This is a genomic window from Pseudomonas sp. D2002 (assembly GCF_013385735.1).
Classification (GTDB): Bacteria; Pseudomonadota; Gammaproteobacteria; order Pseudomonadales; family Pseudomonadaceae; genus Aquipseudomonas.
This window is the reverse complement of record NZ_JACAPL010000008.1, coordinates 153,196-167,501: the sequence shown is the minus strand read 5'-3', so window position 1 is coordinate 167,501 and position 14,306 is coordinate 153,196. Positions and strand designations below refer to the sequence as shown.

The 14,306-nt window shown below is 60.5% G+C and carries 10 protein-coding genes; 7 read left to right on the top strand and 3 right to left on the bottom strand.

The features are described 5' to 3' along the window. Positions 1 to 209: 209 nt before the first annotated feature. From HX783_RS17365 to HX783_RS17335, 7 genes are all read left to right on the top strand, one after another. On the top strand, positions 210 to 1,061 hold the full coding sequence (locus HX783_RS17365) for a fumarylacetoacetate hydrolase family protein (protein WP_177017702.1): 852 nt from the start codon (positions 210 to 212) through the stop codon (positions 1,059 to 1,061). Between the two features lie 3 nt (positions 1,062 to 1,064). Beyond that, positions 1,065 to 1,877 (top strand): IclR family transcriptional regulator, encoded by an 813-nt coding sequence (locus tag HX783_RS17360; protein WP_177017701.1) that lies wholly within the window; start codon positions 1,065 to 1,067, stop codon positions 1,875 to 1,877. A gap of 30 nt (positions 1,878 to 1,907) precedes the next feature. Then, positions 1,908 to 3,554, top strand: a complete 1,647-nt coding sequence (locus HX783_RS17355) for a bifunctional 3-(3-hydroxy-phenyl)propionate/3-hydroxycinnamic acid hydroxylase (RefSeq protein ID WP_177017700.1) — start codon at positions 1,908 to 1,910, stop codon at positions 3,552 to 3,554. A gap of 22 nt (positions 3,555 to 3,576) precedes the next feature. Then, on the top strand, positions 3,577 to 4,425 hold the full coding sequence (locus HX783_RS17350) for a VOC family protein (RefSeq protein ID WP_177017699.1): 849 nt from the start codon (positions 3,577 to 3,579) through the stop codon (positions 4,423 to 4,425). 73 nt (positions 4,426 to 4,498) lie between these two features. After that, positions 4,499 to 5,977: an aldehyde dehydrogenase family protein gene (locus tag HX783_RS17345; RefSeq protein ID WP_177017698.1), complete on the top strand. Its 1,479-nt coding sequence runs from the start codon at positions 4,499 to 4,501 to the stop codon at positions 5,975 to 5,977. A 72-nt stretch (positions 5,978 to 6,049) separates the two neighbouring features. Further along, positions 6,050 to 7,033 carry a helix-turn-helix domain-containing protein gene (locus tag HX783_RS17340; protein ID WP_177017697.1) on the top strand — a complete coding sequence of 328 codons (984 nt, stop codon included), beginning with the start codon at positions 6,050 to 6,052 and terminating at the stop codon, positions 7,031 to 7,033. Between the two features lie 377 nt (positions 7,034 to 7,410). After that, a complete protein-coding gene (locus HX783_RS17335; RefSeq protein WP_177017696.1) occupies positions 7,411 to 8,946 on the top strand; it encodes a diguanylate cyclase in 1,536 nt (511 codons plus the stop codon). Between the two features lie 45 nt (positions 8,947 to 8,991). On the opposite strand, the gene HX783_RS17330 is transcribed toward HX783_RS17335, so the two are convergent. The 3 genes from HX783_RS17330 to HX783_RS17320 form a co-directional block, all read right to left on the bottom strand. Beyond that, the gene (locus tag HX783_RS17330; RefSeq protein ID WP_371317696.1) at positions 8,992 to 9,693 is read right to left on the bottom strand and encodes a VacJ family lipoprotein; all 702 of its coding nucleotides are present in this window, start codon (positions 9,691 to 9,693) and stop codon (positions 8,992 to 8,994) included. Between the two features lie 86 nt (positions 9,694 to 9,779). Beyond that, entirely contained in the window at positions 9,780 to 11,174 is a 1,395-nt protein-coding gene (locus tag HX783_RS17325) for an efflux transporter outer membrane subunit (RefSeq protein ID WP_177017694.1), read from the bottom strand. After that, positions 11,171 to 14,305 (bottom strand): efflux RND transporter permease subunit, encoded by a 3,135-nt coding sequence (locus HX783_RS17320; RefSeq protein ID WP_177017693.1) that lies wholly within the window; start codon positions 14,303 to 14,305, stop codon positions 11,171 to 11,173. Before HX783_RS17320 ends, HX783_RS17325 begins: the two co-directional genes overlap by 4 nt. Between the last annotated feature and the right edge of the window lies 1 nt (position 14,306).

The following is a 14,306-nucleotide window of genomic DNA, read 5'->3' as shown; positions in this document are numbered from 1 at the left end:
CCTTCATTAGCCACACCCGTCGCCAGTCCCCCTGGAATGGCACGGGCCGCTTGGCGTTGGAGACCTCGATTCGATGATCGAACACAAAATCCACATTTATTTCGTAATGCAGGATTTACGCAAAAATCCCACTTTACAGGATTAATGCACAAGCCTAGATTAACCCCATTGCCGCCCCGTTCCCGCTCCCCTTTCCGAGAGGACGCTTCATGAAATTCGCAAGCTTCATTGTTCAAGGCCGCACGACTTACGGTGTGGTTGACGGTGATCAGATAATTGACCTGGAATCGGTCAAGTCCACCTTTGGCGCCGACCTCAAGCAGGCGATTGCCGCCAACCGCCTGGGTGAACTGACCCAATCCGTGCTGGCGGCACAGCCACGCGTGGCAGTGGCAGACGTGACGTTCCTGCCGGTTATCGCGAACCCCGGCAAAGTGCTGTGCATCGGCATCAACTACGCCACCCACGTGCGTGAAACCGGCCGTGAAATGCCGACTTACCCGATGATCTTCACGCGTTTCGTCGACAGCCAGGTGGCCCACCTGCAACCGATCATTCGCCCCAAGGCTTCGCACAAACTGGACTTCGAAGGCGAGCTGGCGGTGGTCATTGGCAAAACCGCACGGCACGTCAAAGCGATGGATGCGCTGGACTATGTGGCCGGTTATGCCTGCTACAACGATGGCAGCGTCCGCGACTGGCAGAAGCACACTATCCAGTTCGTGCCTGGCAAGAATTTTCCGAACACCGGCGGTTTCGGTCCCTGGCTGGTGACCGGCGATGAAATCGGCGACCCTCAGGACCTGGAATTGACCACGCGCCTGAACGGCGAAGTGATGCAACACACCCGCACCAGCGACATGATTTTCGACGTGCGCCAATTGATCGAGTACTGCTCAACCTTCACCGAACTGGCGCCTGGCGATGTCATTGTCAGTGGTACCACCGGTGGTGTCGGCGCCTTCCGCGAACCGCCGGTCTGGATGAAGCCTGGCGATACCGTCGAGGTCGAGATATCCGGTATCGGCATCCTGCACAACAGCATCGCCGACGAGCAGTAAGCCATGAAGCCATTGTCTGAATCAGAAGCCCCGCAGGAACAGGACGCCGATAACAAAGGTTCGAGCCTGGAACGCATGCTGCGGGTCCTGGATTTATTTACCGAAGCCAGCCCGATCTGGGCGGTCGACGAAATGGGCGCGGAGCTCGGTTACACCCGCTCGACCATCTACCGCTACGTTCGCGAACTGGCCGAGGCGAGCCTGTTGTTTCAAGTCGAGGCCGGACGTTACGCGCTGGGCGCGCGGATTATCACCTGGGACCGCCAATTGCGCCTCAGCGACCCCTTGGTGCGCGCGGCACAGTCCCTGGAAAAGGACCTGCCGCGCTGGAGCGAGCAGCAAGTGTGGCTGATCTGCCGGCTGTTCAAGGACCAGGTGGTGTGCATCCACCAACAGGGCGAGTTGTTCAGTGAGGTCAGCTATTCCCGTGGTTCACCCAGGCCGCTGTTCCTCGGCGCCACCTCGAAAGCGATCCTCGCCAACATGACTTCGCGCCAGCACAACCAACTGTTCCTGGAAAACCCCGACGAAGTCCGCGCCAGCAACCTGGGTCACACCTGGGAACAGTTCCGCCGCTCACTGCAACAACTACGCCGCCAGGGGTATGTCGCCAGCGCGGCTGAAATTGATCCCGGTGTCTACGGCCTGGCGGCGCCGATCTTCGACAGCGACGGCAAGGTGGTTGGCAGCATCAGCTGCGTTCGTCCGATCCAGGAGCGCGACAACACCCTGGAAGCGCAACAAGGGGCACAGATGCTCAGCCTCGCGCAGGCGCTTTCGCAACGCATGACGGCGCTCACTCAGGGCCCCCGGTAGCCGGACTGAAACCTTTGGAAGGGAATAACAATGACAACCCTCAACAGCTTCAGCACTCAAGTCCTGATCATCGGTGCCGGCCCCACCGGGCTGACCCTGGCCAACCTGCTCGGCCAGGCCAATGTCGACACGCTGATCATCGACCGCAAGGCCGGCACCGTGACCGAACCCCGCGCCGTCTCGATCGACGATGAATCCCTGCGCACCATGCAGGCGATCGGTCTGGATGACGCCGTACTGCGCGACGTGGTGCCCGGCTACGGCGTGCATTACTTTACCCGCCCGGGCGGTCGTTGCTTTGGCAAGGTCGAGCCCACCGGCAAGGTGTATGGTTTTCCCAAACGTAACGCCTTTCGCCAGCCGTTGTTTGAAAGCACGCTGAAGAATGGCCTTGAGCGCTTTGCGAGCCTGACAGCACGCTTCAATCACGAACTGCTGGAGTTCACTCAAGATCAACACGGCGTACGTGCCTTGATCATGGACGCCGATGGCCAACTGCTCGACGTCAAGGCCAGATACCTGGTCGCCTGCGACGGCGGGCGCAGCCCGGTGCGCAAGCAACTGGGGATCGAGATGGTCGGGTCCAGCTTCGCCTCACGCTGGCTGGTGGTCGATACCGACCAGGACCACGACCCGTTCTGGCAGACCCGCGTGTACTGCGATGCCAGACGCCCGGTCGTGGAAGTACCCGGCCCGCACCGCACACGGCGCTTCGAGTTCCAGCTCAAGCCTGGGGAAACCGATGCGCAGGCACTGAGCCCCGAGTGCTTGCACACACTGCTTCGTCCATTCAAGGGGGATGCCCCGGTGTCCATCGTGCGCAAGACGGTCTACACCTTTCATGCACGCGTTGCCGAGCGATGGCAGGTGGGCCGCGTCTTTCTTGCCGGCGATGCCGCACACTTGACCCCGCCCTACGCCGGGCAAGGGATGAACAGCGGCGTTCGCGATGCCCACAATCTTGGCTGGAAACTGATCGGCGTCATCAAGGGAAAAATGGCCGCGACCGCCCTGCTGTCCTACGAAAGCGAGCGGCGCGACCATGCCTGGGCCTTGATCAAGTTGGCCCTGAACCTGGGCGTGGTCATGGCCCCGGCCACCGTACTACGGGCTCGTTTGATCAGCGCGGCCTTCGCATTGATAGGCCTGGTGCCACCGCTGCGCGACTATTTCCTGCAAATGCGCTTCAAACCCAAGCCGCGATTTACCAAAGGCCTGGTGCTGCCCGAAGGCAAGGCGGGAAAGCTGGCCTGTGGGCAAATGTTTCCTCAACCCTTGCTGACCGACGCTCAAGGCCATGCCCACCTGCTGGACGCAAGCCTCGGGGACGGCTTTGCCCTTATTCAATATGGCGACCCTACCCACCAGCGTCTTGACCAACTGCACCACGGTCTTTGGGACCACCTGGAAGCCAAGCGCATCCTGATCCTGCCCGCGCACTGGCAGACCCTGCCATCGCTCCCGGGCTGCACCGTGCTGCAAGACCGTGAAGAGACGCTCAAGGGCCTGCTCGGCGACAGCCAACAGTTTTTGCTGCTACGCCCGGATCGCTATATCGCCGCCATCTTCGACATGGCCACCCAGGACCAGACAGCCGAATCATTGCAGGCGCTGTTCGGCATCTCCCTGACAAACAACTGCGCGGCTGAGCCACGCATGGCGCCCGTCTCCCCCTGAACCTTCAGCCCCAGAGGTGTTTATGCAAACCTTGCAGACTTCCACACCCGCACGCCTGTGCTATCTGCACCTGGCAAGCAAAGATCCCCAGCAGCAAGTCGAGTTCTATCGGCGTCTGCTGGACATGGACGGCCTGGCACAAGCCGACGGCAGTTGGCTGCTCCAGGGGCCCCAGCGAGCCATGCTGATTTCGCCCGCCGACCACAGCGGCCTGCTCGCCGCGGCGTACGACCTGGGCAACCAGCCGCGCTTGAGCGAGCTGCACGCGCGCCTGGCAGCCAAAGGGTGCAGCGTCGAACCGCTCGACTCGCCGTTTCTGGAAGCGGGCGCCTTTCAAATTCGTGATCCCCAGGGACGGCAGACCGTCTTCGGCGTCGCTCGCAACACATCCACGACCCACCCCAGGGGCATGCCGGGACGCCTGCAGCACGTGGTGTTCCAGACCACCGAACTGGAAGCGATGATCGACTTCTACGTCAACACAGTGGGCTTCACCGTCTCGGACAATGTCGTGGACGAGCAAAGCGGCCAGCTCACCACCTGTTTCCTGCGCTCGGACGATGAGCACCATTCGCTGGCGTTTTTCCGCGGCTCGAAAAACGAATGGGACCACCACTGCTACGAAACCAATGAGTGGAACGACATTCGCGACTGGGGCGACCGTTTCGCCAAGGAACGCATCACCCTGTTCTTCGGCCCGGGTCGCCACGGTCCCGGCAACAATCTGTTCTTCATGGTGGTCGACGCTGATCGCAACCGCCTGGAGTTCTCGGCCGAGCTGGAAATCACCGAAGCCAGCCGTCCACCCGGGGTCTGGCCACAAGAGGAATACACCCTCAATTCCTGGGGGCGCGCCTGGATCCGAAGCTGAATACGTTCAACCACAGGGCCTGCCCTCTCCTCCCCCTTAAATTGACGCGGCTACCTGCCTCTAAGGTAAGACAATGACAACTCCAATCATCGCGGCCTACGCCATCAACGGCGACCAGTACATCAACGGCACCTGGCGTGCAGGTCGTTCTGCGCGACGCCTGGACGACCGCAACCCCTTCAACGGCGAGTCCTTGCTGGAAATGCCCCTGGCCTCGGTGGCCGACCTGGACGACGCCTACCAGGCCGCCCGGCGCGCGCAAACCGATTGGGCAGCGCTGCACCCGACCCAACGCAGTGCGCAGTTGGAAAAACTCGCCCAGGTCATCCAGAACCGTCGCGAAGAAATCATCGACTGGCTGATCCATGAGTCGGGCAGCACCCGTATCAAGGCGGGCATGGAATGGCAATTCACCCTCAACCTGGTGCGCGAGTGCGCAACCCTGCCGATGCAGGTCGAGGGCCGGATCCTGACCAGCTACAAACCTGGCGAACAGAGCTTCGTGTTTCGCGAGCCACTGGGAGTGGTCGGAGTGATCAGCCCCTGGAACTTCCCGCTGTACCTGAGCATGCGCTCAGTGGTCCCGGCACTCGCGCTGGGCAATACCGTGGTACTCAAGCCGGCCAGCGATACGGCGGTCACCGGCGGCCTGCTGATTGCCCATCTGTTCGAAGAAGCCGGTTTCCCGGCGGGCTCGCTGAACGTGGTGGTCGGCGCAGGTTCGGAGATAGGCGATGCGTTCGTCGAGCACCCGATACCGAGCCTGATCTCCTTCACCGGCTCCACGGATGTGGGCCGCAATGTCGGACGTATCGCCACCGGCGGCAAGCACATCAAGCGGGTAGCGCTGGAACTGGGCGGTAACGCGCCGCTGGTGGTGCTGGCGGATGCGGACATCGAGATAGCGGCACATGCCGCAGTGGTCGGGCGCTTCCTGCACCAGGGCCAGATCTGCATGAGCGTCAACCGGGTCATTGTCGACCGCTCGCTGTATGCCGACTTCGCGGCGCTGGTGGTCGAGCGTGTGCGCAACCTCAAGACCGGTGACCCGGCCCTGGCCGATACAGTGATCGGCCCGGTGGTCAACCAGAGCCAGCTGGATGGCCTGCTGGGTAAAATCGACGCCGCCGAGCGCGCCGGACTCCAGCAATTGTGCGGCGGCCAGGCGCGCGGCCTGGTGCTGCCGGCCCATGTGTTTGGCGAAGTGGGCCCCGATCAGGCATTGGCCCGGGATGAAACCTTCGGGCCGTTGTTGCCACTGATGATCGCCAATAACCAGGCGCATGCCCTGGAGTTGGCCAACGCAAGCGAGTACGGTCTGTCGAGTGCGGTGTTTACCCGCGACATGGCGCGCGGCTTGAGTTTTGCCCGCGGGATTGTGGCGGGCATGACCCACATCAACGACATTACCGTCGATGATCAGCCGAATGCTCCTTTTGGCGGCGAAAAGAACTCCGGCCTGGGGCGCTTCAACGGCCACTATGCTCTGGACGAATTTACCCGTGCACATTGGGTCACCTGGCAAGCCGGGGGCCATCACTACCCGTTCTGATCGCGTGCCAGGATCGGGCAAGGCTCAGCCTTCGCCCGGTCAGCCAACACCCAAAATAAAAAGGGCGAAACAATGAATAATCTAGCCTGTGTGTCCACCGAACAGGTCGTTTGTTCTGACCGGCTGATGAAGTGGAAAGAGTTCATGAGTGATCACCTGGGCCGCACGCCGGAGTATATAAAGCGCCTGGAATCCACCAGCATCGACCCGTTGCATGACGCCAACTTCCAGGGCCGGCTGGAATACGGTGACCTGGGCCAACTGCGTTTTTGCCGCATGACCGCCAGCGCCCATCGTTACTCACGCCACCTGAGCCAGGCGCTCGACGTGCCCGACACGCCGCGCATGCTGATCCTGCAAATCGCCGGGGTCAGTCATTTCGACCAAGGCCAGCAACACAGCACGGTCGCGCCGGACGAAATGCTGCTGGTCGATTGCGGCAAACCCTTTAGCGTCACGAGCCCCCAGGGCTGCGAGCACTTTCTGCTACTGTTCCAGGGCGCCAACGGGCAACTGAAACACCCCGGCGACATGCACCTGAACGCCCGCAATGGGCTGGGCCGCATGCTGATGCACCTGATCAGCGACGCCTACCAGCACTATCCGTTGCTCAACAGCCACTCGGGCGCACTAATCGGCGACAGTATCGCCGGGCTGCTGGACAACGCGCTGAAGAACAAGCAGGACGAAAAACAACTCGAACATGACTTCCGCTTCTTCAAGCAGAACCGCCTCAAGGCTTATATCGAGCGCCACCTGGCTGACCGCGACTTGAGCACCGAACGCATCGCCAACGCGCAGCAGTGCTCGGTGCGCAGTTTGCACCGCGCGTTTCAGGATGAGTTGGGGTGCAGTGTCAGCGAATACATCTGGCAGCGTCGTCTGTCCCGTTGCGCCGAGGACCTGCGCAACCGCGAACAAGCCCATCGTTCACTGACCGAGATCGCCTATGCGTGGGGCTATGGCAGCAGTTCACACTTCAGCCGGCACTTCAAATCGACATTTGGCATGTCGCCCCGATTGTTCCGGGAAACGGCCAGCGAAAGCCGGGTTTAGTCGCCAGCCGTTCGAGATGTGCTCATCCTGCAACGACGGCGGTGCGTTCGCGGCCTGTCGCAACATTTCACGCAGTGGAATGACGCCGGGGCAGAGCGTCACAGCGTGGTCATGCAGGTTGGGGGTCGTTTGCCGAGTACGTCGGTATACACCAGGCCGACCTGAACCTCGTCGCACAGCCGGCGTAACCGTCGTGACCGCGTTCTAGACTCAATCACCTGCCACCGGCAATGTGCAGGTATGTGGGCTCCTCGCTTACTTTATAAACGCCGTATTGCGGCACCTGATCTATAAAGATATTGGCAGGTGTGCCGATAATCGAGAAAGCCCCTCGGGGGGGGTTGCAGTTAGTTTTGGCGATGAGTAAGGAACACGAAATGATGCCTTTTCGTAAGAGCGCCCTTAAAGCATCCGACGTGACCCTTTGCATTCTTGTGTGCCTGGCTGGGGTGGCCGTAACGAGCTTGGTACTGATTCTTTACCACGGGTCAGAGCAGCGCACCGTTGCCGTTGCGTTCCAACTGGAGGTTGACGAACGATTCAGTCGTTTGCAGCGACGTTTTACTGTTCAAGACTTGAAACTGGACACCGTCAGGCGTTTCTTCATCAACGCCGACGATGTCACGGAAAAGGAGTTTATGGGGTTCGTCACGCCTCTCGTCGAGGAGGGCGAAACGTACGGTTGGGTACCGAGGATTCTCGAACAGGATCTACAAGTGTTTCACACCAAGGCGCTGCTCAATGGTACGAGTGACTTTGCGTATCATGAGATCAATCCAATCACCGGTGCCGAAGCCCCCCTCACCCGCCGCCCGGAACACATGGTCTTGCTCTATTTATCCAAGCGCGATGACGTGAAGGTTACCCCTGGCATGGATGTCCTCGCCCGCCCGGATCGCGAGGCCCTGTTGAAGAAGGCACGAGAAACACATCAAATGGTCGTGTCGCAACCGTTGAAAATGAGCAATGGCCAGGCCGGGGTTTTCTTTGTCGCTCCCGTCTTCAAGGAGTCCTCCGAGGCGCCAGTGAACGATGAAAGTTTGCAGGGCTTCATCGTCTCGACAATACGCTTGGCCTCGTTGATGGAACAAGGCATTCCGTTACCCAGCCTGCAACGATTGAACGTGACGCTGTCATTGATCGACACACAGCATCAGGAAGACAACATTTATCAGAGCTTATCGCCGGCTGCCCCATCGCCGCTTAACGCTCAGCGCCTGTTGAAAGTAGCCGACCAAAATTACTTGATGCGGTTTCGGCCAACCTCAACATTTTTGAGCGCCAACAGTCACGCATCGTTTATCAGTCTGATTGCCGTGTTCGGAACAGGATTGACGTTGCTGATGACGTTGATGGTGTACTTGCTGATCACGCAGCGCGCGCGGGCCCTGTCTCTTGTTGAAGAGCGCACGCAAGACCTGCGTTTATTGAACATCACCGACCACCTGACGGGCGTCTATAACCGCAGGCACTTCGAAGAGTTGATGGAACGCCTGCTCATTGAGGCTAACGACCAATACCAGCCTCTATCGCTGATCATGTTCGACGTTGATCACTTCAAACGCATCAACGACAGCTGGGGGCATCAGTGCGGTGACAACGTGCTGAAGGCATTGTGTACACGAATACGCTCGGCAACGCGCAAAGCCGATCTACTGTGCAGAACAGGTGGCGAAGAGTTTGCCTTGATCTGCCCGGGTAGCGAACTGCACGACACAAAGCGGCTGGCGGAAAAGCTTCGAGCCGTCGTCAGCGCCCTGCCCTTTGAGGAGGCGGGTCAGGTAACGTGCAGCTTCGGCGTCGCGGCGTGGATGCCATCGGAGTCATTTGATGCTTTCATGCGGCGTGCGGACAGCGCTATGTACAGCGCTAAATCAAAGGGCCGTGATCAAGTCCAGCTTGCCAATGTGTAACAAGCCGGATGCAGGATTATCACGACCTGGTGGGTCACGTCCGGATCAAAAGTCGTCCTTTACGGCTCCCCCCTTGATCTTGAACGCTCGGGTTTGCAGATAGACACTTCGAATGAAGTTGTACTTATCGCCCGTAATGAGCTTTTCGGACGTCAGGTATTGAGCACGTGCGTCGATCAGGCTCACGCCGTAAAGGCTATTACGAGTAGGAACGTCGCCGATGTAGCGAACCGGATTGGTGTAGGCATCAGGAAGGATGGCAGGCGCATCGCGCAGTGTGCTTGGCCCCAGGAGCGGCAGTACCAGGTAAGGGCCGCTATTTACCCCCCAGTAACCGAGGGTTTGACCGAAATCTTCGTCACTGCGCTGCAGCCCCATGGGCGTCGCGACGTCAAACAACCCCGCCAGGCCAATCGTGCTGTTGAGTAAAAAGCGACTCGTGTCCACGCCGGCACTATGAAACTTGGCTTGAAGTAAGTTGTTGGACAGATTTTTGACCTCCCCCAGATTATTGAAAAAATGATGAATGCCGTCTTGAGCAACCCGGGGAGTGACGAATTGATAGGCTTGGGCGAGTGGTTTGAGTGCATAGGTATCCAACGTGTCGTTGAATGAGAAAACAGGTCGGTTGATACCTTCCCACGGATCTGCGTCGGCGTCCGCACGCGAAGGCGGTGAGATCGTGATGAAGCAGGCGCAGGCAAGCACCTGGACGCAACGGCTTACACTGGAACGAAAGGCACACATGGTTATTCCCCACTCAAAGAAGTCATCTGATTTGATGCGCGCAAGCCGTTCCTTCGCTGCGGTGAAGTGTGCACGTGGCAGGGCCATTAATTCCAACCGCCCCCCAGCACTTTGTACAACGTGATGCGATTACTCTGCTCGGTCAGGCGCAGCGTGATCAGGTCCTGCTGTGCGCTGTAGAGCGAGCGTTGCGCATCCAGGGCTTCGAGGTAGCTTTGCGACCCGCCCCGATACAAGGCATCCGAGAGTTCGAAGCTTTTGCGGCTGGCGTCGGTCAGCGCCTGTTGCGCGGCGATACGGCGATCCAGGGTGCTGCGCACCGCCAACGCATCGACCACTTCGCGGAAGGCGGTCTGCAGGGTTTGCTGATAGGTCTGCACCTGGATCTCGCGTTCCACCTTGGCCGAGTCCAGGGTTGCGCGGTTACTCCCGCCGTCAAAAATCGGCACGCTGATGCTCGGGGCAAAGGTCCAGGCACCGCTGCCGGACTTGAACAGTCCGGCCAATGCCGCACTGGACGAGCCGGCGTTGGCGGTCAGGCTGATGCTCGGGTAAAACGCCGCACGGGCCGCGCCAATATCGATGCTGGCGGACTTGAGCGTATGTTCGGCCGAGAGCACGTCGGGGCGTTGTTGCAGCAGGCTGGAGGGCAGGCCCGCCGGAATCTCCACCAGCACCGCCGCCGACTCCAGGTGCGTCCCCGGCAAGAGCGCCTCGGGCAGATCACTGCCGACCAACAGGCGCAAGGCATTGCGGTCCTGCAGAATCTGGCTCTCGTAGGACGCTACATCGCCCCGTGCCGACTCGACCGTGGTCTGGGCTTGCGCCACGGACAACGCAGAAGCGCCGCCCAAGGTGTAGCTGCGCTGGGTCAGGTCGTAGGTGGCCAACTGGCTGGTCAAGGTTTCCTGGGCCAGCAGCAGCCGTTCGTTATCGGCGGCCAGGGTCAGCCAGGCCGTGGCCACTTCGGCCACCAGGCTGATTTGCGTGCTGCGCCGGGTTTCCGTCAGCGCCAGGTAGTCTTCCAGCGCCTCATCCCGCAGGTTGCGAACCCGGCCAAACACGTCCAGCTCATAACTGCTCAGCCCCAATTGAGCACTGTAATCGTGAGTGGTGGCCGCCGCGCCGGAGTTGGACAGCGACCCCGGTGTACGGCTATGAGTGCCGCTGACGCTCGCGTCGATAGTGGGAAACAGGTCTGCGCGCTTGATGCGGTACTGCGCCTGGGCCTTCTCAACGTTCAGGCTGGCCAAACGCCAGTCGCGGTTATTGGCCAGCGCCAATACCTGCAACTGCGCCAGGCGGCTGTCGGTAAAGAACTGCTGCCATTTGATATCAACCCCAGCCTGCCCTTTTGGCAGGCTGGCTGCTGGCAACCATTGCTCGGACACCGGTGCAGCGGGACGCTCATACTGCGGTGCCAGGTTGACGCAACCGCCCAGGGCCATGGCGGCCAGCAAAGACCAGTGTGACTTGATCATGCATCACCTGTCGGGGCAGATTGGTTAGCGCTGTGCACGCGGCCAAAACGGCGGCGGATCAGCACGAAAAACAGCGGCACAAAGAAAATCCCCAGCACCGTCGCGCTGAACATGCCGCCCAGCACCCCAGTCCCGATGGCCTGGCGCCCGGCGGAGCCTGCGCCCGTACTCAAGGCCAGCGGCAACACGCCGAACATGAACGCCAGGGACGTCATCAGGATCGGCCGCAGGCGTTGGCGCACGGCGATCAGCGTCGCGTCGATCACGCTGTTGCCCTGCTCTTGCAAGTGCTTGGCAAATTCAACGATCAGGATCGCGTTTTTCGCGGCCAGGCCCACGGTGGTCAACAACCCGACCTGGAAATACACGTCGTTGCTCAACCCGGCGACACGGGTCGCCAGAACCGCACCGATCACCCCCAGGGGCACCACCAGGATCACCGAAAACGGCACCGACCAACTCTCATAGAGCGCGGCCAGGCACAGGAATACAAACAACACGGAGATGCCGTAGAGCAGCGGCGCCTGGGATCCCGACAGGCGCAGTTGATAGGACTGCCCGGTCCATTCGTAGCCGATGCCCTGGGGCAATTGCCGGACGATCGCTTCCACCGCGTTCATTGCGTCCCCGGAGCTCACCCCTGGCGCAGGATCACCCACGATTTCCAGGGAGGCGTTACCGTTGTAGCGTTCCAGCAACGGCGAGCCGTAACTCCAGGAGCTGCTGGCGAAGGACGAAAACGGCACCATTTCATTGTTGCTGTTGCGCACAAACCAGTGATCAAGGTCCGCCGCCTGCATGCGCGAGTTTGCCTGGCCCTGTACATAGACTTTTTTCACCCGGCCCTGGTTGAGGAAGTCGTTTACGTAAGTACCGCCAAGCGCCGTCGACAATGTGGTGTTGATGTCACTGGTACTCAAGCTCAAGGCCCCGGCCTTGCGGTCGTCAATGCTGACCTTGAGCTGCGGCGCATCGTCCAGGCCGTTGCTGCGCACGCCCAGCAGGCGTGGATCTTTTCTGGCCAGCTCCAGGAACTGCTCGCGGGCCGCCACTAATGCATCATGGCCCAGGCCACCGAGGTCCTTGAGTTGCAGGTCGAACCCCGAGCTCTGGCCCAGGCCGCGCACGGTCGGTGGCTGCATGACGAACGCATCGGCATCGCCGATGCTCGACAGCGCCATGGTCGCCCGCTGGGCAATGGCGGCTGCACCCTCACCAGAGCCACCGCGTTCGGACCAGTCCTTGAGGCGAATAAACGCCCGTGCGGTATTCTGGCTGTTGCCGCCCATGCCCAGCCCGCTGATGCTGATCATCGCTTCGACTTCGGGCTGTTTCAGGATGTAGTCTTCGAACTGCTTGATCACGGCCTGTGTGCGGCTGTCCGTCGCGCCGACCGGTAACTGGATCTGTGCCAGGAGGATCCCCTGGTCTTCATCCGGCAGGAACGAAGTGGCCAGGCTCATGTAGCCCACCGCCATGACCACCAGCACCACGCCGTAGACCAGCAGACTGCGCGCCCAACGCCGCAGCACCGCGCTCACCCAGCGCTCATATCCGGCACTCGCCCGTTCAAAGGAGCGGTTGAACCAGCCGAAGAACCCGCGCTGAGCCGTATGCGCCTGGCCGCCACGCGCCTTGAGCAACGACGCGCAGAGCGCGGGTGTCAGGGTCATCGCCACCAACACCGACAGGACCATGGCCGAGACAATGGTCACCGAAAACTGCCGATAGATAATCCCGGTGGAACCACCGAAAAACGCCATGGGAATAAACACTGCACTCAGCACCAGGGTGATACCGACCAGTGCGCTACTGATTTCACTCATCGATTGCCGTGTGGCGGCCATGGGCGACAGCCCCTCGCCCATCAACCGCTCGACGTTTTCCACTACCACAATGGCGTCGTCCACCAGCAAACCGATCGCCAGGACCATGGCAAACATGGTCAAGGTGTTGATCGAATAGCCAAACAACGCCAGCACACCGAACGTGCCCAGCAGCACCACCGGCACGGTAATCGCCGGTATCAGCGTTGCGCGCAGGCTCTGCAGGAACAGAAACATGATCAGCACCACCAGCACGATGGCCTCGCCCAGGGCCTTGACCACTTCCTCGATGGACAGGCTGACAAACGGCGTGGTGTCGTAGGCAATCACGTTTTTAAGCTGCATTTGCGTCGGGTAGAACGGCTCCATCTCTTTAAGCTTGGCCTTGACCGCTTCGCCGACATTCAGCGCATTGGCGCCAGCCGCCAACTGCACACCCATGGCCGCGGCGGGCTTGCCGTTGAGGGCCGAACTGATGTCGTAGCTTTCACTGCCCAATTCCAGGGTCGCGACGTCGCCCAGCAACACCACCGCCCCGTCACTGCTGGACTTGACGACGACATTGCGAAACTCTTCGACGGTCTGCAGTTTGCTGCGGGCGCTGATCGTGGCGTTCAACTGCTGCCCCTTGATCGCCGGCAAGGCGCCGAGCTGCCCGGCGGAGACTTCGGTGTTCTGCGCCTCCAGGGCACTGCTGACGTCCGAGGGCATCAACGCATACTTTTCCAACAGGGCGGGATCCAGCCAGATACGCATGGCGTAGCCCGACCCCAACGTCTGCACATCGCCAACGCCATCTATTCGGCTGATGGAGTCCAGCAAGGTGGTGGAAATGTAATCGCCGATCTGGGTACCGGTGACACTGGGGTCATCCGATGCCAGGGCGACAATCATCAAGAAATCCGAGCCGCCTTTGGTCACGGTCAGGCCTTCGCTTTGTACCGTTTGCGGCAGTCTCGACTCCGCTTGTTGCAGCTTGTTCTGCACCTGCATCTGGGCGACGTCCGGGTCAGTGCCGGCAGTAAAGGTCAAACTGATGCTGGCACTGCCTGCCGAACTGCTGGTGGCCGACATATAGGTCAGGTTATCCAGGCCTTTCATCTGCTGTTCGATGACCTGGGTCACCGAGTCCTCCACGGTCTTGGCCGAGGCCCCGGTGTAGGTGGCAGAAATCGTGACCGTGGGCGGCGCGATGTCCGGGTACTGCTCCAACGGCAACTGGCTGATGGACAAGCCACCACCGAGCATGATCACGATAGCGATCACCCAGGCGAAGATCGGTCGATCAATAAAAAAGTGCGCCATG

What these genes read in the sequence shown, in the direction of transcription:
- HX783_RS17355 (WP_177017700.1), top strand. Translation starts at nt 1,908, where the DNA reads ATGACAACCCTCAACAGCTTCAGCACTCAAGTCCTGATCATCGGTGCC.
- HX783_RS17350 (WP_177017699.1), top strand. Translation starts at nt 3,577, where the DNA reads ATGCAAACCTTGCAGACTTCCACACCCGCACGCCTGTGCTATCTGCAC.
- HX783_RS17320 (WP_177017693.1), bottom strand. Translation starts at nt 14,305, where the DNA reads ATGGCGCACTTTTTTATTGATCGACCGATCTTCGCCTGGGTGATCGCT.
- HX783_RS17335 (WP_177017696.1), top strand. Translation starts at nt 7,411, where the DNA reads ATGATGCCTTTTCGTAAGAGCGCCCTTAAAGCATCCGACGTGACCCTT.
- HX783_RS17340 (WP_177017697.1), top strand. Translation starts at nt 6,050, where the DNA reads ATGAATAATCTAGCCTGTGTGTCCACCGAACAGGTCGTTTGTTCTGAC.
- HX783_RS17325 (WP_177017694.1), bottom strand. Translation starts at nt 11,174, where the DNA reads ATGATCAAGTCACACTGGTCTTTGCTGGCCGCCATGGCCCTGGGCGGT.
- HX783_RS17360 (WP_177017701.1), top strand. Translation starts at nt 1,065, where the DNA reads ATGAAGCCATTGTCTGAATCAGAAGCCCCGCAGGAACAGGACGCCGAT.
- HX783_RS17330 (WP_371317696.1), bottom strand. Translation starts at nt 9,693, where the DNA reads ATGTGTGCCTTTCGTTCCAGTGTAAGCCGTTGCGTCCAGGTGCTTGCC.
- HX783_RS17365 (WP_177017702.1), top strand. Translation starts at nt 210, where the DNA reads ATGAAATTCGCAAGCTTCATTGTTCAAGGCCGCACGACTTACGGTGTG.
- HX783_RS17345 (WP_177017698.1), top strand. Translation starts at nt 4,499, where the DNA reads ATGACAACTCCAATCATCGCGGCCTACGCCATCAACGGCGACCAGTAC.